At 58.8% G+C, this 22450-nt stretch carries 20 protein-coding genes; 6 read left to right on the top strand and 14 right to left on the bottom strand.

The window, feature by feature from the left end:
- Nucleotides 1-131: 131 nt before the first annotated feature.
- Nucleotides 132-2258, bottom strand: coding sequence for a methylmalonyl-CoA mutase (gene scpA / locus ACR0JF_RS10775; RefSeq protein WP_170471781.1), 2127 nt, complete (start codon nt 2256-2258; stop codon nt 132-134).
- A gap of 165 nt (nt 2259-2423) precedes the next feature.
- Between scpA and ACR0JF_RS10770 the strand changes: the two genes are divergently transcribed.
- Nucleotides 2424-2870: a DUF4174 domain-containing protein gene (locus tag ACR0JF_RS10770; protein ID WP_170378042.1), complete on the top strand. Its 447-nt coding sequence runs from the start codon at nt 2424-2426 to the stop codon at nt 2868-2870.
- A 76-nt stretch (nt 2871-2946) separates the two neighbouring features.
- Here the strand turns inward: ACR0JF_RS10770 and ACR0JF_RS10765 are convergent, their stop codons facing one another.
- Both ACR0JF_RS10765 and ACR0JF_RS10760 read right to left on the bottom strand, forming a co-directional pair.
- Complete coding sequence (locus tag ACR0JF_RS10765; RefSeq protein ID WP_170640257.1) at nt 2947-4992, bottom strand: acetyl-CoA carboxylase biotin carboxylase subunit; 2046 nt, start codon at nt 4990-4992, stop codon at nt 2947-2949.
- Between the two features lie 116 nt (nt 4993-5108).
- Entirely contained in the window at nt 5109-5312 is a 204-nt protein-coding gene (locus ACR0JF_RS10760) for a hypothetical protein (protein ID WP_170640259.1), read from the bottom strand.
- Nucleotides 5313-5962: 650 nt separating this feature from the next.
- Between ACR0JF_RS10760 and ACR0JF_RS10755 the strand changes: the two genes are divergently transcribed.
- On the top strand, nt 5963-7135 hold the full coding sequence (locus tag ACR0JF_RS10755) for a DcaP family trimeric outer membrane transporter (RefSeq protein ID WP_170660037.1): 1173 nt from the start codon (nt 5963-5965) through the stop codon (nt 7133-7135).
- 81 nt (nt 7136-7216) lie between these two features.
- Here ACR0JF_RS10755 and ACR0JF_RS10750 read toward each other — a convergent pair whose 3' ends face one another.
- The 3 genes from ACR0JF_RS10750 to ACR0JF_RS10740 all read right to left on the bottom strand — a co-directional run bounded on the left by ACR0JF_RS10750 (nt 7217) and on the right by ACR0JF_RS10740 (nt 9821).
- Nucleotides 7217-7567 (bottom strand): hypothetical protein, encoded by a 351-nt coding sequence (locus ACR0JF_RS10750; protein WP_170471789.1) that lies wholly within the window; start codon nt 7565-7567, stop codon nt 7217-7219.
- Nucleotides 7568-7697: 130 nt separating this feature from the next.
- A complete protein-coding gene (locus tag ACR0JF_RS10745) occupies nt 7698-8183 on the bottom strand; it encodes a DUF6497 family protein (RefSeq protein WP_170660035.1) in 486 nt (161 codons plus the stop codon).
- Between the two features lie 105 nt (nt 8184-8288).
- Nucleotides 8289-9821 (bottom strand): acyl-CoA carboxylase subunit beta, encoded by a 1533-nt coding sequence (locus tag ACR0JF_RS10740; protein WP_170471793.1) that lies wholly within the window; start codon nt 9819-9821, stop codon nt 8289-8291.
- A 181-nt stretch (nt 9822-10002) separates the two neighbouring features.
- Here ACR0JF_RS10740 and ACR0JF_RS10735 point away from each other — a divergent pair, with 181 nt between their 5' ends.
- Both ACR0JF_RS10735 and ACR0JF_RS10730 read left to right on the top strand, forming a co-directional pair.
- Nucleotides 10003-11208, top strand: a complete 1206-nt coding sequence (locus ACR0JF_RS10735) for a multidrug effflux MFS transporter (RefSeq protein ID WP_170471795.1) — start codon at nt 10003-10005, stop codon at nt 11206-11208.
- Nucleotides 11209-11274: 66 nt separating this feature from the next.
- Nucleotides 11275-12675 (top strand): helix-turn-helix domain-containing protein, encoded by a 1401-nt coding sequence (locus ACR0JF_RS10730; protein WP_170378023.1) that lies wholly within the window; start codon nt 11275-11277, stop codon nt 12673-12675.
- A gap of 57 nt (nt 12676-12732) precedes the next feature.
- Here ACR0JF_RS10730 and ACR0JF_RS10725 read toward each other — a convergent pair whose 3' ends face one another.
- The 6 genes from ACR0JF_RS10725 to ACR0JF_RS10700 all read right to left on the bottom strand — a co-directional run bounded on the left by ACR0JF_RS10725 (nt 12733) and on the right by ACR0JF_RS10700 (nt 18506).
- On the bottom strand, nt 12733-12972 hold the full coding sequence (locus ACR0JF_RS10725; RefSeq protein ID WP_170471799.1) for an HP1242/YdcH family protein: 240 nt from the start codon (nt 12970-12972) through the stop codon (nt 12733-12735).
- 79 nt (nt 12973-13051) lie between these two features.
- Nucleotides 13052-14710, bottom strand: coding sequence for a choline dehydrogenase (betA, locus tag ACR0JF_RS10720; RefSeq protein ID WP_170660034.1), 1659 nt, complete (start codon nt 14708-14710; stop codon nt 13052-13054).
- An 82-nt stretch (nt 14711-14792) separates the two neighbouring features.
- Nucleotides 14793-16301: a choline-sulfatase gene (betC, locus tag ACR0JF_RS10715; RefSeq protein WP_170660032.1), complete on the bottom strand. Its 1509-nt coding sequence runs from the start codon at nt 16299-16301 to the stop codon at nt 14793-14795.
- Nucleotides 16298-16870, bottom strand: coding sequence for a choline-binding transcriptional repressor BetI (gene betI, locus ACR0JF_RS10710; protein WP_170462042.1), 573 nt, complete (start codon nt 16868-16870; stop codon nt 16298-16300). The genes betC and betI overlap by 4 nt, the downstream gene beginning before the upstream one ends.
- Nucleotides 16871-16957: 87 nt before the next feature.
- Complete coding sequence (locus ACR0JF_RS10705) at nt 16958-17827, bottom strand: DMT family transporter (protein ID WP_371812059.1); 870 nt, start codon at nt 17825-17827, stop codon at nt 16958-16960.
- A 79-nt stretch (nt 17828-17906) separates the two neighbouring features.
- Nucleotides 17907-18506 (bottom strand): LysE/ArgO family amino acid transporter, encoded by a 600-nt coding sequence (locus ACR0JF_RS10700; protein ID WP_170660030.1) that lies wholly within the window; start codon nt 18504-18506, stop codon nt 17907-17909.
- Between the two features lie 86 nt (nt 18507-18592).
- Between ACR0JF_RS10700 and ACR0JF_RS10695 the strand changes: the two genes are divergently transcribed.
- Complete coding sequence (locus tag ACR0JF_RS10695) at nt 18593-19510, top strand: LysR family transcriptional regulator ArgP (protein WP_170660028.1); 918 nt, start codon at nt 18593-18595, stop codon at nt 19508-19510.
- Between the two features lie 4 nt (nt 19511-19514).
- A complete protein-coding gene (locus ACR0JF_RS10690) occupies nt 19515-20204 on the top strand; it encodes a nitroreductase family protein (protein WP_170660027.1) in 690 nt (229 codons plus the stop codon).
- Between the two features lie 17 nt (nt 20205-20221).
- Here ACR0JF_RS10690 and ACR0JF_RS10685 read toward each other — a convergent pair whose 3' ends face one another.
- Both ACR0JF_RS10685 and ACR0JF_RS10680 read right to left on the bottom strand, forming a co-directional pair.
- Nucleotides 20222-21502, bottom strand: a complete 1281-nt coding sequence (locus ACR0JF_RS10685) for an MFS transporter (RefSeq protein ID WP_170660026.1) — start codon at nt 21500-21502, stop codon at nt 20222-20224.
- Between the two features lie 157 nt (nt 21503-21659).
- Nucleotides 21660-22400, bottom strand: a complete 741-nt coding sequence (locus tag ACR0JF_RS10680; protein WP_170352472.1) for a YebC/PmpR family DNA-binding transcriptional regulator — start codon at nt 22398-22400, stop codon at nt 21660-21662.
- Nucleotides 22401-22450 lie beyond the last annotated feature (50 nt).

Here is a 22450-nt window from a genome sequence, read left to right as displayed (position 1 = left end):
CTCCACGATGACACCCTACGCACACAACAAAAGGGCGCAAGCCAAACCCGCGCCCTTCTTCTGTTTGAAAATACCTTCGGGGGTGAATTTGCCGTCAGGCAAAGAGGGGGCAGACAGCACCCTGCCCCGCCTCAGTCCCGCGCGTCGCGGATCAGGCGCAAGATGTCCTGTGCGGCATCGGGAATATTTGTCCCCGGCCCAAAGATCGCCTTAACCCCGTTGTCATACAGGAATTGATAGTCCTGTTGAGGGATCACGCCACCGCAAATTACGATGATGTCCTCAGCCCCAGCTTTCTTGAGCTCCTCAACAAGCTGCGGTGCCAGCGTCTTATGGCCTGCCGCCTGAGACGAGATACCCACCACATGCACGTCATTGTCCACGGCGTCCTGCGCGGCCTCGGCCGGGGTCTGGAACAGAGGGCCAACGTCCACGTCAAACCCGATATCGGCAAAGGCCGTTGCGATCACCTTGGCACCCCTGTCGTGACCGTCCTGCCCCATCTTGACCACCAACAGACGGGGGCGACGCCCCTCGACCTCGGCAAAGTCTTCGATGGATTTCTGGATCGCGGCAAAGCCCTCGTCACCCTCGTACGCAGCGCCATAAACGCCCGCCAGGGTCTTCACCTCGGCGCGGTGGCGGCCGAACTCTTTCTCCATTGCCATACTGATCTCTCCTACCGATGCGCGGGCGCGGGCGGCCTCGACCGCAGCAGCCAGCAGGTTTCCGCCTTCTTGTGCGGCCTTGGTCAGCGCGTCCAACGCGGCCTGACAAGCGGCCTCGTCGCGGGTGGCGCGGATCTCTTCCAGCCGCGCGACCTGAGATTCGCGCACGGCCACGTTGTCGACGTCCAGAATGTCGATCGGGTCTTCCTGTTCTTTGCGGTATTTGTTGACGCCGACGATCACCTCATCTCCCCGGTCGATCATCGCCTGACGACGCGCGGCGCTTTCCTCGATCCGTAGCTTGGGCATGCCCGAGGCGACGGCTTTGGTCATACCGCCCATTTCCTCGACCTCTTCCATCAGGGCCCAGGCTTTCTCGATCAGATCATTGGTCAGGCTTTCCACGTAGTAAGAGCCCGCCAGCGGATCGACCACATCAGTCACGCCGGTCTCTTCCTGCAAGACCAACTGCGTGTTCCGCGCAATGCGGGCCGAGAAATCTGTGGGCAGGGCAATCGCCTCGTCCAAAGCGTTGGTGTGCAGCGACTGGGTACCGCCCAGAACGGCGCTCATCGCCTCATACGCGGTGCGGATCACATTGTTATAAGGGTCCTGCTCCTGCAGCGAGACACCTGAGGTCTGGCAGTGTGTTCGCAGCATCTTGGAGCGTTCGGACTTCGCCCCGAATTCAGTCATCACGCGATGCCACAGGGTCCGCGCGGCGCGCAGTTTCGCAATCTCCATGAAGAAATTCATGCCGATAGCAAAGAAGAACGACAAACGGCCTGCGAATTTATCGACATCCATGCCCGCATCCAGCGCAGCCCGCACATATTCGCGTCCGTCTGCGATGGTATAGGCCAGCTCCTGCACAAGGTTCGCGCCGGCCTCTTGCATGTGATAGCCGGAGATCGAGATCGAGTTGAACTTGGGCATCTCGTTCGACGTGTACTCGATAATGTCCGAGATGATCTTCATCGACGGCTCAGGCGGGTAGATGTAGGTGTTACGCACCATAAACTCTTTCAGAATGTCATTCTGAATGGTGCCGGACAGGACCGATTTGTCGTGCCCCTGCTCTTCGCCCGCAACGATGAAGCTTGCCAAAACCGGGATGACCGCGCCGTTCATGGTCATCGAAACCGAGACCTTGTCGAGCGGGATGCCGTCGAACAGGATTTTCATATCCTCAACGCTGTCAATCGCAACACCGGCCTTACCGACATCGCCGACAACGCGCGGATGATCGCTGTCATAGCCGCGGTGCGTTGCCAGATCGAAGGCGACCGAGACACCCTGCTGACCTGCAGCCAGATTGCGCCGGTAGAAGGCGTTTGATTCCTCGGCGGTCGAGAAACCGGCATATTGGCGGATGGTCCAAGGCCGCCCGGCATACATCGTCGCCTTCACACCGCGCGTGAACGGGCCAAACCCCGGCAGAGTGCCCATATGCGGCAAATCGGCGGTGTCGTCCTGCGTATAAAGCGGTTTGACGCTGATGCCTTCCAGCGTTTCCTTGGTCAGATCGTCCAGTGGCCGTCCGCGCAGTTCTTTCTCGGCCAGCGCGCGCCAGTCATTCTTATCGGTCATCGAGGTGTCCTCTCGTCAGTTCGGCCTGCAGCAGCCTGCAATCCGTGCGTATCGTGGTTCAGCAGATGCCGGGCATGGCCCACGCGCGACAAATTGAGCGTCTTGTGCAAATCGCCGGTCGCATTCGCGCGCGCAGAGGCTATATTCAACGGGACAGGAGGCCCCATGAACAAAACGCTTGCCCTTGTTTTCTCGGCACTTATCCCGCTGGCTGCCATGGCCGCCGACGGAACAGCACCTGCTGATGATGAATATGTTCGCCCTGTCGGCGACAGTGAGTTGAGCGATTTCATGTGGACCCACCGGCCCATTGTCGTCTTCGCCGATACTCCCGCCGATCCCCGGTTCCAGCAGCAGATCGACATGTTGCTGGAAGGCGAGGACGCGATGCGGGATCGGGATGTCGTGGTGCTGACGGATACGGATCCGTCCGCACGATCCGCGATCCGGTCCAAGCTGCGCCCGCGCGGGTTCCAGATGGTCTTTGTCGACAAGGACGGCGTGGTCAAACTGCGCAAACCGTCCCCGTGGAGCGTGCGCGAGATCGGCCGCTCGATCGACAAAACCCCCCTGCGCGAACGCGAAATCCGCGAACGGCGCGAAGGCGGCTGAACGCTTTTGCCACGCCTCAGACCACCGGCGCAGAACGCCGGTGAGACCTGAGGATATGCCAAAAGCGCGGTCATGATTATTCGAACTCGATGATCACTTCGTCCACGGCAAGGCTGTCGCCTGGGCCTGCGTTGATTTTGGCAACGGTGCCCTTCTTCTCGGCGCGCAGGATGTTTTCCATCTTCATCGCCTCGATTGTGCACAGCGCCTGACCTTCCTGGACCTCCTGACCGACTTCCACGTCGATCTTCACAACCAGACCCGGCATCGGGCAGAGCAGCATTTTCGACGTATCCGGCGGCAGTTTTTCTGGCATCAGTTTGGCCAGCTCGGCCTGACGCGGGCGGCGCACATGGACCTTCAGATCGGCACCCCGGTTGCGAATGCGGAACCCGCCCGAAACCTTGCCAACTTTCAGAACCAGAGGGATTCCATCCACATCCAGCACCGCCAGCTGGTCGCCCGGTGTCCAGTCAGATGCGACGCGGACGGTCGAGCCGTCCTCGAACTTGACGGTCGCGCCTTCTTTGTCGGCGTTGACCTGAACGGCAAAATCATGACCCTCCAGCGAAACGACCCAGCGCTTGCCGACCTTGCGTTCGTGGTTGTCCATCCGTCCCGAAACTCGCGTCCGGCGAATCTCACCCACCCGGTGCATCGCCGCGCATGAGGCCGCGATCCGGCGCAGGTCGCCTTCGGGCAATGTCACACCTTCGAACCCGTCCGGGTATTCTTCGGCGATAAAGGCGGTGGTCATGTCACCGCTGACGAATTTCGGGTGATCCATCACCGCCGACAGGAACGGCAGGTTGTGGCCAATCCCTTCAACCTCGAAACTGTCCAGCGCCACGCGCATCGCCTCAATCGCGGCTTCGCGGGTTGGGGCCCATGTGCAAAGCTTGGCGATCATCGGGTCGTAATACATGCTGATTTCGCCGCCCTCATAGACGCCGGTATCATTGCGCACGGCAGCCTCACCCTCGGGCGCGTCGCCTTGCCATTTGCCATTGACCAGCAGCGGACCGGCAGCGGTTTCCTGCGGCGGGCGATAGCGGGTCAAACGGCCGATTGACGGCAGGAAGTTGCGATATGGATCTTCTGCATAGAGGCGGTTCTCGATCGCCCAGCCCGTCAGCGTCACGTCATCCTGCGTGATGGTCAGCTTTTCGCCATTCGCCACGCGGATCATCTGCTCCACCAGATCGACACCGGTGATCAGTTCCGTCACCGGGTGTTCCACCTGAAGACGGGTGTTCATCTCAAGGAAGTAGAAGTTCTTTTCGCCATCGACGATGAATTCCACCGTACCCGCGCTGGAATAGCCCACGGCCTTGGCCAGCGCGACGGCCTGTTCGCCCATGGCCTTGCGGGTCTCAGGATCCAGGAAGGGCGACGGGGCCTCTTCCACGACTTTCTGGTTCCGGCGCTGGATCGAGCATTCGCGTTCACCCAGATAGATGCCGTTTCCATGGCTGTCGCACAGAACCTGAATTTCGATGTGACGCGGTTGGGTCACGAATTTCTCGATAAAGATCCGGTCGTCACCGAACGAGTTCGCGGCCTCGTTCTTCGAGGACTGAAACCCCTCGCGGGCCTCTTCGTCATTCCAGGCGATCCGCATGCCTTTACCGCCGCCGCCGGCGCTGGCCTTAATCATCACCGGATAGCCGATGTCGTTCGAGATTTTGACCGCTTCGTCGGCGTCTTCGATCAGGCCCATATAGCCGGGTACCGTAGAAACACCGGCCTCCTGAGCGATCTTTTTCGAGGTGATCTTGTCCCCCATGCTTTCAATCGCACCGACCGGGGGGCCGACGAATGCCACGCCTTCAGCATCCAGCGCCTCGGCGAATTTGGCGTTCTCCGACAGAAAGCCATATCCGGGGTGGACAGCCTGCGCGCCGCTCTGGCGGATGGCGTCCATGACCTTGTCGATCACGATATACGACTGGTTGGCAGGCGGCGGGCCGATATGGACAGCCTCATCCGCCATCGACACGTGCAGTGCGTTCTTGTCCGCGTCCGAATAGATGGCAACGGTGCCGATACCCATTTTACGGGCGGTCTTCATAACCCGGCAGGCGATCTCGCCCCGGTTGGCGATCAGGATCTTATTGAACATGGAACGTCCTTTGGCTTGGTGTTCTGGAAACGCAAAAAGCCGCCGCAGGGAGGGCATCCCCACGTCGGCGCAATGCGTGACGACGGACGGGGCGGCTTGCGCCCCGAAAATTCGCGTTAGTTACAGGTGTTCTGCGTCTTACAGTACAGCACGTTGCCTGCGGCCCCGACGGCCGCACCGACCAACGGATCGGCACTGAGAACGGCTGCCCCGACAGCGCCCGCGCCGCCGCCCAGGATGGCCTGTTCGCCGAGAGTATCGCCGCAGGCCGAGAGGCCCGCAAAGGTTGCCAGTGCAAGGAACACTTTTGAAATACGCATGATGTCTGCCTCGTGGTTTTTTGTATTGCTCTTAGAGGCAGATGCAGGAACTCAGCACCGTTATTCAATAACAACGAGGTAAACTCAGCGTTTTGCGCAGGTTTATGCCCATTCAGGCCAGTTTTTTGTGCAAAGAAAAACGCGGACAGGACGATGTGGGGAACACAAGCCTGCCCGCGCAAGGAAGGGGTACGGAATAGTAGGTGCATGTGCGACGCAGGCAAAGTAGTGTCGCACGGCTGGATCAAAATGCACTGCACAATCTTGTCTGCAAACAAGTTATTGTTTCCACCTAAGATTCCGGCCAGAATCTGCCCAACAGGCGAAACTCCGCGCAAATTCATGCCGACCAGAGTTGTGCGATTTTGCTGCGTCGACCCCGCCCAAGCCGTCACAGTTTCGTTACATTCCACTGCCGCTGGCCTGATTTCTGCACCCGCAATATCACGGGCGATCACTCTCGTTCGCAGATTATTTTTGCGCATATGCTGTGGGTTAACCGATCTGTTCACCATGCCGTGAATCACGACCTTATTTTCAGCACAAATACTTGAGTAAAAACGCGTTTTCAGTCCCTCTTTCGTGATTTCCCTGATCGCTGGGCGCGTGGAACTTTGGCCATGCACACTCGCAAACAAGGAAACACCCACATGTTTACAAAGAGAAAAAAGGCAATCCTGCTTGCTGCCACTGCGTTTAGTGTGACCAGCACGCTTGCCTTTGCTCAGGACGCTCAAACTCAGGCCGAGCTTGATGCTCTGCGGGCTCGGGTCGAAGCCCTCGAAGCCTCCAGCGCCGGCCCCGCCAATGGCGATTTCCGCCTTGGGAACACCAGCCTGGACCTTTACGGCTACATCAAGGCCGACTTCTTCTATGACTTCGACTTCGATCAGGGCGACACCGCGTTCGTGAACGTCATTGGCGAGCCGTCGACCGCAACCAGCGGCACCTTCGGAAGCACCGTACGCCAATCGCGCATCGGCCTGCGCACCAGCACGCCCAGCGCCCTGGGTGACATCGGCGGTCAGTTGGAGCTGGACCTGTTTGCGTCTAACGGCACGGCCGAACTGCGCCTGCGTCACGCCAACATCACCATTGGTGATAATTGGCTGATCGGTCAGTACTGGACCAACTTCCAGCCGCTGGACACCTACCCCACATCCGTTGAATTCAACGGCCCCGTCGGCATCGCCTTCGCCCGTCAGCCGCAAATCCGCTATACCAACAGCTTCGGCACGAACACTGAGTTCAGCGTTTCGCTTGAGGAAAACGTCAGCGACTCGAACTCGAACGAACCGGTTTTGACCGCGGCGGCTGAATACAATGACGGTACTTACATCGCGCGTATCTCGGGCCTCTACGGTAAAGCCGAAACCAGCGATGGTGCCACCGAAGTGGACCAGTGGGGCGTGACCCTGTCGGGATCGGTTCGCCCATGGCATGGCGGTCTGTTCCAGGTCAACTACGTGACTGGTCAAGCGATCGGCCCCTACCTGATCGGCCTTGGCGACGCCATCGTCAACGGCCAGGCCAACGACGTCGACGGCTACACGATTGAGCTCCGTCAGGATCTGGGTGCGAAATGGAATGTCGGCATCGCCTATGGTCGGGAAGACTATGATCTGGCGACCAACAGCTTCTCGGACGGCAGCGGATCCCTCAACTTCACCGAGTTGGAGACAATTCACGTCAACGCCTTCTATCAGGCGACCGACAGCCTGACGCTGAGCGCCGAGTACATCTATGGTGAGCGCAACGACGCAACAACCGGTGACACCTTCGACGGCAGCCGGGTTCAGGTCGCCGCGCAGCTGAACTTCTGACGCCACATACCCGCCCTGCCCGTCTTCGGGCAGGGTTTTACCCATGCGGGCAAGGATATGAGGCACAGGGTGGATCACCGCTCAGCCCACTCCGAAAACTTCGGGAAAAGACGCACGTGCCGCGTCCAGATCAATGACCAACAACGCATCATAGCTAGCCGGGTCGAAGGGATCTTCGGCTGGCACGACCTCACGCTCAAACAGCCAGCTCAGCCGCCCTGCATCCAGATTGCCGCGTTCAAAGGGCTGATCCCCGAAGTTCTGCCAAAGCGCCTCCATAAAGGCGGCATCTGCGCGACGGTCCGCAGGTTTGCGGTCGCGGAACCGCTCACGCCGGGTGATCGGCGTCACGCCCTTAGGGTTGGCACGGCGGATAGTGAATTGAAAATCCGTCCCAGGCAGACGGCCCGGAAAACCCCGATGCTTCAACATCCTAGCACCTCGTTGACCGCTGTCATCGGGAATAAGAATTCGCACCCGAAAGGGGAAAAAGTCATAGCGCGCACCTCCAAAGCCGCATCCGTTGTCTGAGATGCTCTGCTTTCATGACGACGGATCATGGTCAGAGCCCCTCCCAGATACACCGGGACTGCTCCAGCCGGTAGGCTTCGAAAAACTGAGTTGCATCGGGGGCGGCATCGCCGAATTGGATCGGGCGGTCGGACAGTGAAATTACCACCAGGGCCGGGTCCAAATCATGCTGGGCGACATAGGCAACCGCCAGCGTCTGGCACAGATGCTCCATGTCGTTTGAGGCTACGTCGTACCCGATCCGCCCCACCGTCGCGCCGATCTTTGGGGCGATGAACCGGAACCGCACCCACAGCTCTCCCGGGTTGTTGTCCAACAGAACGTCGCTCAGATGCACGGGTTGGCCTGAAGGCACGGGCAGAGAGGTTTCGGCCACTGAAATGCTTGGCAGAGACAGGATACTAAACATCAGACCCAAGGCGCGACCCCGGACCCGCCAATGGCAGGCTCCTCCTTCCGGGATCGCGCGCGCAGTGCTATGTGCCCGCGCGTTTCTATGTCTGATGGACCGGATCATTCGACGATTTTTCGCTCGTTGTCAATTCTGCCTTGATTTCGGGCAAATTGCGGTGGAGTACCGCAATTTTCGGCGGACTTGGGTGGGTCGCCCCACCCCGCACGCTCAGAGAGGGATGTTGTCGTGCTTTTTCCACGGGTTTTTCAACTGCTTGCCGCGCAGGCTGGCAAAAGCCCGTGAGACACGACGGCGCGTTGATTGCGGCATGATCACCTCATCCACAAATCCGCGTTCAGCCGCCACAAACGGGTTGGCGAAACGGTCTTCATAGTCGGAGACATGCTGCGCGGTCTTCTCAGCGTCGCCGAGGTCAGCGCGATGGATGATCTCGGTCGCGCCTTTCGCACCCATCACCGCGATCTCGGCGGTGGGCCACGCATAGTTGAAATCGCCACGCAGGTGCTTCGATGCCATCACAACATAAGCACCACCATAGGCCTTACGGGTGATAACCGTCACTTTCGGCACAGTCGCTTCACCATACGCATAAAGCAGCTTGGCACCATGTTTGATCACGCCGCTATATTCCTGCTGCGTCCCGGGCAGGAAACCGGGCACGTCCACAAGCGTCAGAATCGGGATCTCGAAACAGTCGCAGAAGCGCACAAACCGCGCCGCCTTGCGTGAGCTGTCGATATCCAGACATCCAGCCAGAACCATAGGCTGGTTGGCCACGACACCAACAGTCTGCCCTTCAAGCCGGATGAAGCCAGTGACGATGTTCTTGGCGAAGTCTTCCTGAATCTCGTAGAAATCGCCTTCATCCGCAATCTTCGTGATCAGTTCCTTCATGTCATACGGTGTGTTCGGGTTGTCCGGAACCAATGTATCCAATGAGGTTTCGACACGGTTGGGATCGTCAAAGAAAGGCCGAACCGGAGGTTTTTCCTGGTTGTTGAGCGGCAGGAAGTCGACCAGTCGGCGCACCTCGGCCAAAGCTTCGACATCGTTTTCAAAAGCGCCATCCGCGACCGAGGACTTTTTGGTATGTGTTGAAGCTCCGCCCAATTCCTCAGCTGTAACGACCTCATTCGTGACGGTCTTCACCACGTCCGGGCCGGTGACGAACATGTAAGACGAGTCCTTCACCATGAAGATAAAGTCCGTCATCGCCGGGCTGTACACCGCGCCACCTGCACAGGGGCCCATGATCACGCTGATCTGAGGCACCACGCCCGATGCAGTAATGTTGCGCTGGAACACTTCGGCATATCCGGCAAGCGAGGCGACACCTTCCTGTATACGCGCACCACCCGAGTCGTTGATCCCAATGATCGGCGCGCCGTTCTGCACGGCCATATCCATGATCTTGCAGATCTTCTGCGCGTGCGTTTCCGACAGCGAGCCACCGAAAACAGTGAAATCCTGGCTGAACACATAGACCATACGGCCATTGATCGTGCCCCAGCCGGTGACCACACCATCCCCGGCAGGCTTTTGTTTTTCCATCCCGAATTCGGTGCAACGGTGGCTGACAAACATGTCGAATTCTTCAAAACTGCCTTCGTCCAGCAGCAGCTCGATCCGCTCGCGCGCGGTCAGCTTGCCCCGCCCATGCTGCGCGTCGATCCGCTTTTGCCCACCACCCAGACGGGCCGCGTTGCGGCGTTCTTCAAGCTCGGAAAGGATGTCTTTCATGGCGATAGTCCCCTGTGAAATCTGACCGGACCCTACAGTGAGCTACCCTTCAGCCAAAGATATTTTCGGCAAATTTGCAAAGTTTTGAAAATCTCGTTTGCTCAAACTGTAAATTTGCGAATTTTTACCAACAGCATCAAGCGTCTGGCCTTTGCCTACTCAACAGCTATACAAGCGAACCATGCAGTTCAGAACGTCGTCGGCTTATCGCACACCACCCACAATCGGCACTTTGGTTCTTCTCTCGGGACTGTCGGCGCTGAGCATGAATCTATTCCTGCCAAGCCTGCCGAACATGGCCCTGCATTTCGACACGCATTACAAGGTCATGCAACTGTCGATTGCCCTTTACCTGCTGGTAAACGCGGTCCTGCAGATCATCATCGGACCAATTGCAGACAAGGCGGGACGACGCCCGGTTTTGCTTTGGGGACTCGCACTCTTTCTGCTGGCGACACTTGGCTGCATCTACGCACCGACGGCCGAGGTGTTCCTACTTTTTCGCATGTGTCAGGCGGTCGTGGTGGTCGGGATGGTGCTGAGCCGGGCCGCGGTTCGGGACATGTATGATCAGGATCAGGCGGCCTCGATGATCGGTTACGTCACAATGGGAATGGCCGTAGTCCCGATGATTGGCCCGGCCATAGGCGGGTTTCTGGAAGAGAGCTTTGGCTGGAAAGCCAATTTCTGGCTGCCTTTCGCCTTGGGCGCCTTGACCCTTGCCTTGACTTATCTCGATTTCGGGGAAACCTCAGCCAAAAGCGGCAAAACTCTGCTGCAGCAATTTCGCGAATACCCCGAGCTGCTGATGTCTCCCCGGTTCTGGGGCTATTCGCTCTCCTCGGCCTGCTCATCGGGCGCGTTCTTTGCCTATCTGGGCGGTGCGCCCTTTATCGGAACCGAAGTCTTTGGCATGAGCGCGGCCGAAGTCGGGATCTATTTCGGCGCACCTGCTTTGGGCTATTTTCTGGGGAACTTCTTCAGCGGGCGCTATTCGGTCAGGTTCGGCATCAACCGCATGGTGCTTTGGGGAACCTGGTTGAACGCCGCAGGCGTCGCCCTTTCTGCCGCATTGTTCCTGACCGGCTTCGGAACAGCGCTCAGCTTTTTCGGCTTCATGACGTTCGTCGGATTGGGCAATGGCATGACGATTCCAAATGCAACATCTGGCGCCTTGTCAGTGCGGCCACATCTGGCCGCCACCGCCTCTGGCCTCAGCGGCGCAATCATGCTGGGCGGAGGAGCAGGTCTGAGCGCATTGGCAGGAGCCCTGCTAACCGTCGAAACAGGCGCAATGCCCCTGCTCTGGCTCATGCTGGTCACCGCGATCCTTGCCATAGCCGCCATTGCTTCGGTCATTTGGCGCGAACGACAATTGGGCCTCTAATCCGCCTTGCCCAAGTGGGTTTGCAAAGCTAACGTGCCGAAATAGAAAATTTGCAAAGGCACGCCCATGGCTACTCAAAAACTCTATGCCGGCGCAAAACTGCGCGAAATGCGTACGCGCCTGACGCTGACCCAGAAGGAATTTGCCACAAAACTGGGTGTTTCCCTGCCCTACCTGAACCAAATGGAAAACAACAACCGGCCGATCTCGACCACGGTTGTTCTGGCGTTGGCGCAAGAGTTCGGCATGGACGTGACCGAGCTAAGTACGGGCGATAGCGAGCGGCTGGTCTCGGATATGCGTGAGGCGCTGGCCGATCCGGTCTTTGCCGACGATATCCCCCCACTAGCTGATCTGCGCCTAACCGCCTCAAACGCCCCAGCCCTTGCCCGTGCCTTTATCGAGCTGCACCGAAGCTATCGCCAAACCCACGAACGCCTCGCCTCACTAGACGAAGCGCTAGGCCGCGAAGACTCCCGCACCCAAGCCAGCCCGTGGGAGGAAGTTCGCGACTTCTTCCACTATTGCGACAACTATATCGACGCGGTTGACCGCGCCGCCGAACTGTTCGCAAAACGCGCCGACGGCCCAGGTGGCATCCGCCAGGCCGCGCTGCAAAGCCTGGAAGAGCGCGGTATTCAAGTGATCTTTTCAGACATCAACCCGCTGCGTAGCTACGACAAGGAAAGCAGAACCCTGCGCCTATCCTCACGTGCTGCACCGCAAACGCAGGTCTTTCAGCTGCTGCTTCAGGTTGCCCTGATCAGTCAAGACAAGCTGTTAGAGGCGACGCTCGATTTCGCCAAGTTCCAGAGTGAAGAGGCCCGCGCCATCGCCAAAATCGGCCTTGCCAACTACTTCGCTGGCGCGTCCCTGATGCCCTACAGCGCGTTTCTGGCCGCCGCCCAAGAGGATCGGCATGATCTGGAAATGCTCAGCAACCGCTTTGGCGCCTCAATCGAACAGGTCGCGCACCGCCTGTCCACTTTGCAGCGGCCCGGCGCAAAAGGCATCCCGTTCTTCTTCGTCCGCGTGGATCAGGCCGGAACGATTACCAAGCGCCACTCGGCCACGCGGCTGCAATTTGCCCGCTTTGGCGGTGCCTGCCCGTTGTGGAACGTCCACCGCGCCTTTGAAACACCGGGGCATTTCCTGCGGCAACTGGCGGAAACACCCGATGGTGTCCGCTATATCTCGCTGGCAAGGGATGTCTCAAAACCCGGTGGCTCATTCGGTGCGCCGGTGCGCCGCTATGCCATCGCACTAGGCTGCGAAACCCGCCACGCCGAAGCCTTGGTCTATGCAGACAATCTGGATATCAACAACGCCAGCGCCTATGAACCGATCGGCATTTCCTGCCGCATCTGTGAGCGCGCAAATTGCCACCAACGCTCGGTTCCGCCACTGGAACGGCGCTTGGCCATCGACACTCATACCCGAGGCACACTGCCCTATGAGGTCACTTGATCTTCATCTGGCTAAAAATATCCCGGGGGTGCGGGGGCAGAGCCCCCGCTGTTGGCATTAAGCCTTGGACACGATCGCCCAGATCTCATCCTTAAGCGCGGCGCGTTTCTTGCGCATCTCGCCCTCGGCCAGCTCTTCCACCGGCTCGATATTGGTTTCGGCGCGGTGAACGCGGCGGTTGATTTCGTGATACTCTTCAGCCAGCCGCGCAAAATGAGCGTCCGTCTGCTTGAGCTGGCTCATCACCTCAACCTTGTCCGGAAACTCTTCGGCCAGTTCATGCGGGGTGTGGGACATTCCTGTTCGCTCCTGAATAAATATCGTTGCGATTGAGGTTTATCGGATGTCGCCCCACCCCACTTTGACGCGGATCAAATCAGCGCTGCGCCACCTCCCATTGCGGGTGAATCCACGGGCGGTCATTGGCCTTCGGCAGCGCATCCTTGCCCAGCAGGTGATCCGACATCTTCTCGCCTACCATGATCGACGGCGCGTTGAGGTTCCCATTAGTGATCTGTGGGAAGATCGAGCTGTCAGCCACACGCAAACCATCCACGCCAATGACACGGCCTTCGGGGTCGACCACGGCGTTCTTGTCATCCGCGCGCCCCATCCGGCAGGTGCCACAGGGGTGATAGGCGCTTTCGGCATGCTCTGCGATGAAGGCATTCAGTTCCTCATCCGTCTGCACTGAGGCGCCGGGCTGAATCTCCTTGCCCGCATAGGGTTTGAAGGCGTCCTGACCAAAGATCTCGCGGGTGAGGCGGATACATTTGCGGAAGTCTTCCCAGTCTTTTTCATGGCTCATGTAGTTGAACCGGATCACCGGCGCGTCTTCAGCCTTGTTCGACCGCAAAGTCACAGCCCCACGCGACGGAGACCGCATCGGCCCCACATGCGCCTGGAATCCGTGCCCCTCGGCCGCGGCTTGGCCATCATAGCGCACTGCAATTGGCAGGAAGTGGTACTGGATATCGGGGTATTCCACACCCGGGTTCGACCGGATGAACGCCGCGCTCTCGAACTGGTTCGAGGCACCAAGACCGGTTTTGGTGAACAGCCACTGCGCCCCAATAAGACCTTTGCTGAACAGATTCCAGTGTTTGTACAGCGTGATCGGCTGCAACGAGGCTTGCTGGATATACAACTCCAGATGGTCCTGCAGGTTCGCACCCACGCCGGGGCGGTCGGCAATCACGTCAATGCCGTGCTCTGCCAGATGCGATGCCGAACCGATACCCGAGAGCATCAGCAGTTTGGGCGAATTGATCGATGAGGCCGCCAGAATAACCTCGCGGCGGGCACGAATGACCTCTTTCTTGCCGCCACGCACCAGTTCGACGCCAACCGCGCGACCCTCTTCCATCACAACGCGCGACGCCAATCCCTTGACGAGGTCGCAGTTGGGACGTTTCAGAGCAGGTCGCAGATAAGCATTTGCCGCCGACCAGCGCCGTCCTTTCCAGACGGTCTGTTCCATCGGGCCGAAGCCTTCCTGCTTTTCGCCGTTATAGTCGCCCGTGACTTCATAGCCCGCTTGCTGACCGGCGTCGACGAAGGCTTGGAACAACGGGTTTTTGCGCGGACCGCGTGACACATGTAGCGGACCATCCTTGCCTCGCCATTCCGGGTCACCGCCATGGCCGCCATCATGCCAGTTTTCCATGCGTTTGTAGTAAGGCAGCACATCCGCATAGGACCACCCATCCGCACCCATATCGGCCCAAGTATCAAAATCCCGCGCGTGGCCGCGCACATAGACCATCCCGTTGATAGAGGACGACCCACCGATCACCTTGCCGCGCGGACAGGCCATCCGGCGGTTGTTCATGTTGGGTTCGGGTTCCGAGCTGAATCCCCAGTCATAAAGCGACATATTCATCGGATAGCTCAGCGCCGCGGGCATCTGAATGAAGGGTCCGGCATCGGTGCCCCCGTGTTCGATCACCAGGACCGAGGCCCCGGCCTCGCTCAGGCGATAGGCCATCGCACAGCCGGCAGAGCCAGCACCCACAATGACAAAATCTGCTTCCATTTCACGTCTCCATAGATCCGCCGTGAGAGGTTTCGAAACCTGCTCTGCCTCCGGCGGGCGTATTTTCAAAAAGAGGAAGAGATCACTCGCCGCGCGGGAACCGCTGGCTTTCCTCGACGATATTCAGGTCCATGTGGTTGCGCATGTAGCGCTCGGATGCTTTTTGCAGGGGCTGGTAGTCCCACGGGTAATACCCACCTTGCCGCAGCGCCTCGTAGACAACCCAGCGGCGCGCCTGACTGGCGCGGACATCCGCATCGAAGCGGTCCAGGTCCCAGCGCGCCTCGGACTTCGCCCGCATCGTTTGCAAGGTTCCGGCATGCGCGGGATCATCGGCGAGGTTGATCTGTTCATGCGGGTCGGCATCAAGATCAAACAGCTGATCGGGGTCCAGCGCGCAACGATTGTATTTCCACTTGCCGTAGCGCAACGAGACCAGCGGCGCATAGGAGGCCTCGGCCGCGTATTCCATCGCCACCGGGTCTGTCCGCTCCTGCCCTTTGGCCAAAGGCACGAGGTCTTCACCATCAGTCCACGGAGCGATCTCAGCCATATCAACACCGGCCAGTGCGCCCAGAGTCGGGGTCACGTCGATGGTGGACACAGGCGTTTCAGTCAGGCCCGCAGGTAAATCCGGGGCAGAGATCATCAAAGGCACGCGCGACGAGCCCTCAAAGAACGTCATCTTGAACCACAACCCGCGCTCGCCCAGCATGTCGCCATGGTCCGAGACAAACATGATGATCGCCTCTTGGCGCGTCGTCTCCAGCACTTCGAGGATCTCACCGATCTTGTCGTCCAGGTATGAGATATTGGCGAAATACGCGCGGCGCGACTTGCGGATTTCTTCTTCGGTGATGTCGAAGCTGCGCCAGTCATTCGCGTCGAAAATACGCTTGGAATGCGGGTCCTGATTGTCATAGCCAAGATCAGAGATCTCGGGCAGCAGATGTTCGCAATCCTCATAAAGATCCCAGTATTTGCGGCGCGCAACATAGGGGTCATGCGGATGGGTAAAGCTGACGGTCATAGCCCACGGACGGTCGTCCTTGCCGCGCGCCAGATCATAGAGCTTGGCCTTGGCGTGGTAAGCAACCTCGTCGTCATACTCCATCTGGTTTGAGATTTCGGCCACCCCCGCGCCGGTGACGGACCCCATGTTGTGATACCACCAGTCGATCCGCTCACCCGGTTTGCGGTAATCCGGGGTCCAACCGAAATCGGCAGGGTAGATATCGGTGGTCAGGCGGTCTTCGAACCCGTGCAACTGGTCTGGCCCGACAAAATGCATCTTGCCCGACAGACAGGTGTAGTAGCCCGCGCGGCGCAGATGGTGTGCATAGGTCGGAATGTCGCTGCGGAACTCGGCCGCGTTGTCGTAGACCCCCGTGCGTGAGGGCAACTGACCTGACATGAAGCTTGCCCGTCCCGGCGCGCAAAGCGGTGAGGCAGTATAGGCATTGGCAAAACGGGTCGAGCGTTCGGCCAGTTTCTTCAGGTTCGGCGCGTGCAACCAGTCGGCCGGACCGTCGGGAAACAAGGTGCCGTTCAGCTGATCCACCATCAGGATCAGAATGTTGGGTTTTGTCATTTTTCGCCCTCGAGCAGAGTATTCAGGACGCGCAAGGCGTGATTGGCAGCCAGCTGTGGCTCTTCCGGGGCGCTCAGCGCCGAATGGATATAAAGCCCGTCGATCAGGGCAATCATGGTCTCGGCCGCGTTCACGGGTTCGGCAATTTGGGGGCGAAGCGCATGGATCAGGTTCGAGCGGATACGCGCCTGATAGACCTTCCATAGCCGCAGAGCATCATCGTTTGTCTGCGCAAGGACATAGAATGTCATCCACGCGGCAATCACGTCCGGGGTGAAGCATGAATGGGCGAAACAGGCGCGGATGATGGCTTGCGCCCGTTGGTCGGGGGCCGCGGCGGCCAGTTCGGTCCGGGCTTCCTTGCCGAAATCCGTCAGGATTTGCCGCATAGCAGCCAAAAAGATCTGATCCTTGCCGCCAAAGTAGTGGTGCGCCAGTGCGCTGGACATGCCGGCACGTTTGGCGATCTGGCTGACGGTCACGTCCAGAGATTTCTGTACGCCCAATTCTGCAATCGTCGCACGAACGATCGCATCACGGCGTATAGGCTCCATTCCGACTTTTGGCATCGCGTCCCCCTGGGCAACAGGATTTCCCGACGACGCTAGGCGCTTTTTATTGACTCGTCAATCAATCTCGTTTTCGGACGGATGTTTTCATGCTTTGGGTGCAAAAGCCGATGGTGTCACATCGCGCTTGTTCAGCATCGCCTCGCGCCAGGAAATGAAGCTGACGGCGGTCAGGATCAGCGTACCGCCAGCCACGACCCAGATGTCAACGCTTTCGTGGAACACCAAGGCACCGACAATCGTCGCCCAGATTAGCTGCAGGAAGGTGACTGGTTGTGTGACCGCAACCGGGGCGGCCTGCAGAGCCAATGTCATGAAATAATGCCCTGCTGTTGCAAAGCTTGCGACCAGAAACAGCACCCCGATGTCCCGCAGAGTAGGCGGCGACCAGACCGCGATTGCAAAGGGGATCAACGCCAGCGTCACCCAGATCGACAGATGGGCCACCACGACCGAGGGCGGGATATCCCGCACCAGCAGTTTGGCCAGCAGGTAAGACCCACCCAACGTCAGCGCCGTTCCCAGCATGGCGAGATGCCCGCTGGAGACCTCGCGAAATCCGGGGCGCAGAATGATCAGCACGCCGATCAGGGCGACCAGAATGGCGGCCAACCGGCGAAAGGCCAGCTTCTCACCCAGAAACAGGGCCGCGCCCAGCGTGACATAGACCGGGGTCATGTAGTTCATGGCCGTCACCTCGGCCAAAGGAATGCGTGTCATCGCGTAGAACCACAGCATGACCGCTACCCCGTGGATGACCCCTCTTAGCCCGAATAATGAGAGATCGCGCTTGCTCAACCGTGTGGCCAGGATCGACCGCAGAGCAGGCAACAGAAACACCAACCCAAGGACATAGCGCAAAAACGCAGCTTGAATCGGGTCCATGGTCGATCCCAGCGATTTCACCAGCGCCGTCATCACCACAAAGGCCAGACCCGCAGCGAACATCCAGAACATTCCCACTACGGGGCGCGAAGGGGCGGAAGCTATTGTCATGTTCCCGGTTGAACACCGAATTCACCCGCAGAACAACCCTTCACATGACAAGTAACTTCCACGCAATTCCCAGCATTACAATCCCGATCAAAGCGTCCAGCACCTGCCATGCGCGTGGGCGTGCGAAAAACGGCGATAGTATCCTGGCCCCGTAGCCCAGCGCGAAGAAGAAAACAAAGCTTGAGGTCACAGCCCCGATGGCAAAGCTGAACCGGTCCTCATACTGGGCCGAGATCGAGCCGATCAGCACCACAGTATCCAGATAAACGTGCGGATTCAGCCAGGTGAAGGCCAGCACAGTCAGCATCGCCGACCGCAGACTTGTGCGTTGGCTCTCCCCCAGTTCCATCGCCGCGCCGCCCTGCCAGGCCGACCACAGGCTGCGCAACCCGTACCACGTTAAGAACGCGGCGCCGCCATAGCGCATGACAGTCTCGAACCACGGCGCGGCCTGTGCCAGCGTGCCAAATCCTGCAATCCCGGCGGTAATCAGGATCGCATCAGATACAGCGCAGGTCAGGCACAGTATAAACACATGCTCGCGCCGCAGACCCTGCCTGAGGATGAACGCATTCTGCGCACCAATGGCCAGAATCAGACTGAAGCTAAGGACAAAGCCAGCGATGAGGGGGGCGGACATGAAACCTCCTGTCGTTTGAAGGTTTGACTAGCGGCTTCGCCTCGGCCTATCAAATTAAAGATACTGAACAAGATTAAGTCTGACTAATGCTGATCGATCCACATCACCTGAACGCGCTGGCCGCGATTCTGCGGCACGGGAGCTTTGACGCGGCGGCCTCTGAGCTGTCCGTCACGCCCTCGGCGATATCCCAGCGGATCAAAGCGTTGGAGGATCGCATCGGCACCAGCCTGATCAATCGCGGCTCCCCCTGCACCGCCACGCCTGCCGGGCTGCGGATTGCCAAACATGCTGAGGATATCGGACTGCTGGAGTCCCAACTTGCACGCGAATTGACCTTGGGGAGCGGCCCCGGTCCGGCACGGGTGCGCATCGCCCTTCCGGCAGATGTTCTTGCTGCGTGGTTCATCGATGTGATGACGCAGGTGCCGGACCTGTTGTTCGATCTGGTGATCGACGATCAGGAGCATTCGGCAGACTGGCTGCGCCGGGGCGAGGTTAGCGCCGCAATCACCGTGGGAGGGCAACCGGTCACCGGATGTGATACCCATGCCCTTGGCGCGATGCGGTATCTCGCGACGGCAAGCCCGGAGTTCACCACGCACTGGTTCAGTGAGGGATTGACAGCGCGGTCGCTGGCACAAGCGCCCTGCCTTGTATTCAATCGCAAGGACAGCCTTCAGCGGGTCTGGATGTCGGCCCAAACCGGGCAGCGACTGTCGCCGCCTTCGCATTTCGTCCCCTCATCCCATGGGTTTGTCGATGCCGCTATTGCTGGATTGGGTTGGGGCATGAACCCCGAACCCTTGGTGCGCGACGCTTTGCAGGACGGCAGGCTTTGCGAAGTCGCGCCCGATGCGCCTTTGGACGTGCCCCTCAATTGGCAGGTTGGTCGCGTGTTGGCCTCGGCCCTGACCCCCTTGACCAAAGCCGTAAAGCAGGCCGCTGCAAAGGCCTTGATCCCGGATGCCGACCACCAGATAAAGGGCAAAAATCCGGAGTAAGACGATGTTCTCACGCGATGCGCTCAGCTATGATCCGATCCCTTTGCCCGACCGAAGCGAGATGAACGATGCCGAGATGCAGCAGGCCGCTCAGGCATTCTACGACAAGATGCGACAGCGCCATACCGTTCGAGATTTCATCGACCGCCCCGTTGATCGCGAAGTAATTGAGACCTGCTTGCGGACCGCAGGCACCGCTCCGTCCGGCGCCAACCACCAGCCATGGCATTTTGCCGCCATCGCTGAACCGGCTTTGAAACAGCGCATCCGTGAAGAAGCCGAAGAAGAAGAACGTCGTTTCTATGCTGGCGGCGCAGGGGATGAATGGATCAAAGCGTTAGAGCCCATCGGGACCAACGCGGTCAAAGAACACCTGACCATTGCCCCCTGGCTGATCGTGGTATTCGCCCAGCGCTGGGGTGAGTTCGAGGATGGAACGCGGTACAAAAACTACTACGTCCCGGAAAGCGTCAATATCGCAACGGGCTTTCTGTTGGCTGCCCTGCATCACGCCGGGCTTTCTACACTAACGCACACGCCGAACCCGATGAAATTCCTGAATGACGCGCTGGGGCGCCCCGCATCGGAAAAGCCGACGATGATCATCGCTGTTGGCCACCCATCAGAGGCCGCGACTGTCCCCTCCGTTGCCAAGATGAAGAAACCTCTGGACGAGATTTCGTCGTTCTTCTGATTGGGCCTCTGGTGACTTCAGCCGCCTTGCAAATCAAGTGTCGCTGGCTTGGGCAAGACGACAAGATAGCAGGCGGCGGCTGCGACCAGACTGCACAGCACAATGAACGCAACCGCCAGCGAAACCTCATGCATATGCGCGACCGCCGCCAAAGCGGCTGACATGGCAACAGCTGTAAGGCGTGCGATGCTTTTGATCGCGGCAGAGGCCTGAACCCGCTGCTCTTTCGGGGCGACGTCCAGAAAGTAGAGCTTGCGCGCGCTGCTGATCCCCGTGACGGCAACCGTTGCGATGAACAGGGCAGTCGCATGCAGGTGCACTTCGTGGTCGATGCCCAGATAGTGAAACGCCAAAAGGACGATCCCCGTGATCGCCACCATCAAAGTCCCTGCGACCATGACAGTACGATGGGATTTCATGTTTAACAGCTGCCATAGCGGGGCCGAAACCAGATAGCCAGACGCGGAAGACACAATCATCGCGGTCAGCCCTTTGGCCGAGCTATGATGCGCCTCGGCCGCAATCAGGGCGAAAAACGGCACCGACAAAGACACCACGACAAGCGGCATGCGCATAACCAGGTAGCGGCGAAACCAAGCATGTTCGAACATATTTAAAATAGACTTGATATTGGCCTTTAAAGACAGGCCCAAGTGTTTGGCTTCATTGGATTTTGGACTGTTGGCCTTTCGGATTTCAAACATCGCGAGGATCGACAGTGCAGACAGTAAAAAGAACGTGGCGGAGACAGCGATGACGGCTGAGTGGCGCGAAAACGGCGGATTGTCCTTGGTCAACTCATGCAACAAAAGCGCCAACCCTATGGCGCCCAGCCCACCGGCCCCCAATTGCAAATACTGCATCATCATTCGGGATTTCGAATGCACATGATCGCCCAGTAGATCGGTTAACATGAGGTTCTGCACCTCATCGATAAGCCCGATCAGGAAAAAGACTGCAATGAAGGCAATGGCAATCAACGGCACGATGCCTGTGGCGGCCACTCCCATGGCGACCAAAAGGCAGGTTCCGATTGCAATTTCGGTCATCGCGATCCCGCGTTTCTTCTCGGGCCGCGCGGCAATCGAACGCGCCAGAAAGAAATCCGCGATCATGCTGCCGACCATGCGAACCGAGACCAACGCCCCGGCGATGAACATCGGCAGCTCGAATGAGACTGCCAGAAACGGCAAAACCACCGACGGGCTGCCTAAGGTCCACGCGACCTGAGACAGAATGCTCTGCCCGGCCAGGACCGGGACGTTGCGTTTTGCCAGATCTGACGGGTCACGCGCCATATATCACTCTGGCAGCGAAGCCAGCCCTTTTGTTTTCTCGCCCACATTTCAAAGAGTAATCGCTTGAGCCGGATCAGCCAAGCAACACTTCGGAGGCTGAAAAAACAAAAGCCCGACCAAACGGGCCGGGCTTTCAGGTACAAGAGGTCTGGTGTGATCAGAGCTGCGCCATGACCTCGTCAGTGGCTTCGAAATTGGTTGTCACGCGCTGAACGTCGTCGTCATCTTCCAGCGCGTCGACCAGCTTCATCAGCTTCTGCATGTCTTCCAGACCCAACTCAGTGGTCGTGGTGGGTTTCCAGACCAGCTTGGTGGATTCGGATTCGCCCAACGCCTCTTCCAGCGCATTCGATACATCGTTCAGATCGGTATCAGCGCACCAGATGATGTGACCATCTTCCGAGCTTTCGACATCCTCGGCACCCGCCTCAATCGCGGCTTCAAAGATGGTATCCGCATCACCTGCATCCGCCTGATAGACCACCTCACCCTTGCGGTCGAACATGAACCCGACCGAGCCGGTTTCGCCCAGATTTCCACCATTCTTGGAAAAGGTCGAGCGCACGGTCGAGGCCGTCCGGTTGCGGTTGTCCGTCATGGTCTCGACGATCACGGCTACACCGTTGGGGCCGTAACCCTCATACCGGATTTCTTCGTATTCGTCGCCTTCCCCTGCAACCGATTTCTTGATCGCGCGGTCGATCACGTCCTTGGGGACCGAGTTTGACTTCGCCTCTTTCACCGCCAGACGCAGGCGCGGGTTCTTGTCGGGATCAGGGTCGCCCATCTTGGCGGCAACGGTAATCTCTTTGGACAGTTTGGAAAACAGTTTGGACCGCGCGGCGTCCTGACGTCCCTTGCGGTGCTGGATATTGGCCCATTTGGAGTGGCCTGCCATGGTGCGTCCTCGTCATCATGTTAGCGTATTCGGCGCTCATATAGACGTTT

The sequence above is a fragment of the Ruegeria sp. BG11 genome (assembly GCF_056538565.1).
Note: the sequence above shows the minus strand (reverse complement) of the source record. Positions and strands in the feature narration are given on the sequence as shown.

Excerpts from the sequence above, each read along its gene's own strand:
- ACR0JF_RS10685 (WP_170660026.1), bottom strand. The coding sequence starts at position 21,502 with ATGGCGCGTGACCCGTCAGATCTGGCAAAACGCAACGTCCCGGTCCTG.
- ACR0JF_RS10740 (WP_170471793.1), bottom strand. The coding sequence starts at position 9,821 with ATGAAAGACATCCTTTCCGAGCTTGAAGAACGCCGCAACGCGGCCCGT.
- ACR0JF_RS10730 (WP_170378023.1), top strand. The coding sequence starts at position 11,275 with ATGGCTACTCAAAAACTCTATGCCGGCGCAAAACTGCGCGAAATGCGT.
- ACR0JF_RS10765 (WP_170640257.1), bottom strand. The coding sequence starts at position 4,992 with ATGTTCAATAAGATCCTGATCGCCAACCGGGGCGAGATCGCCTGCCGG.
- scpA (WP_170471781.1), bottom strand. The coding sequence starts at position 2,258 with ATGACCGATAAGAATGACTGGCGCGCGCTGGCCGAGAAAGAACTGCGC.
- ACR0JF_RS10700 (WP_170660030.1), bottom strand. The coding sequence starts at position 18,506 with ATGTCCGCCCCCCTCATCGCTGGCTTTGTCCTTAGCTTCAGTCTGATT.
- ACR0JF_RS10750 (WP_170471789.1), bottom strand. The coding sequence starts at position 7,567 with ATGTTGAAGCATCGGGGTTTTCCGGGCCGTCTGCCTGGGACGGATTTT.
- ACR0JF_RS10725 (WP_170471799.1), bottom strand. The coding sequence starts at position 12,972 with ATGTCCCACACCCCGCATGAACTGGCCGAAGAGTTTCCGGACAAGGTT.
- ACR0JF_RS10770 (WP_170378042.1), top strand. The coding sequence starts at position 2,424 with ATGAACAAAACGCTTGCCCTTGTTTTCTCGGCACTTATCCCGCTGGCT.
- ACR0JF_RS10735 (WP_170471795.1), top strand. The coding sequence starts at position 10,003 with ATGCAGTTCAGAACGTCGTCGGCTTATCGCACACCACCCACAATCGGC.
- betA (WP_170660034.1), bottom strand. The coding sequence starts at position 14,710 with ATGGAAGCAGATTTTGTCATTGTGGGTGCTGGCTCTGCCGGCTGTGCG.
- betI (WP_170462042.1), bottom strand. The coding sequence starts at position 16,870 with ATGCCAAAAGTCGGAATGGAGCCTATACGCCGTGATGCGATCGTTCGT.
- ACR0JF_RS10755 (WP_170660037.1), top strand. The coding sequence starts at position 5,963 with ATGTTTACAAAGAGAAAAAAGGCAATCCTGCTTGCTGCCACTGCGTTT.
- ACR0JF_RS10760 (WP_170640259.1), bottom strand. The coding sequence starts at position 5,312 with ATGCGTATTTCAAAAGTGTTCCTTGCACTGGCAACCTTTGCGGGCCTC.
- ACR0JF_RS10705 (WP_371812059.1), bottom strand. The coding sequence starts at position 17,827 with ATGTTCTGGATGTTCGCTGCGGGTCTGGCCTTTGTGGTGATGACGGCG.
- ACR0JF_RS10680 (WP_170352472.1), bottom strand. The coding sequence starts at position 22,400 with ATGGCAGGCCACTCCAAATGGGCCAATATCCAGCACCGCAAGGGACGT.
- ACR0JF_RS10695 (WP_170660028.1), top strand. The coding sequence starts at position 18,593 with ATGCTGATCGATCCACATCACCTGAACGCGCTGGCCGCGATTCTGCGG.
- ACR0JF_RS10745 (WP_170660035.1), bottom strand. The coding sequence starts at position 8,183 with ATGATCCGGTCCATCAGACATAGAAACGCGCGGGCACATAGCACTGCG.
- betC (WP_170660032.1), bottom strand. The coding sequence starts at position 16,301 with ATGACAAAACCCAACATTCTGATCCTGATGGTGGATCAGCTGAACGGC.
- ACR0JF_RS10690 (WP_170660027.1), top strand. The coding sequence starts at position 19,515 with ATGTTCTCACGCGATGCGCTCAGCTATGATCCGATCCCTTTGCCCGAC.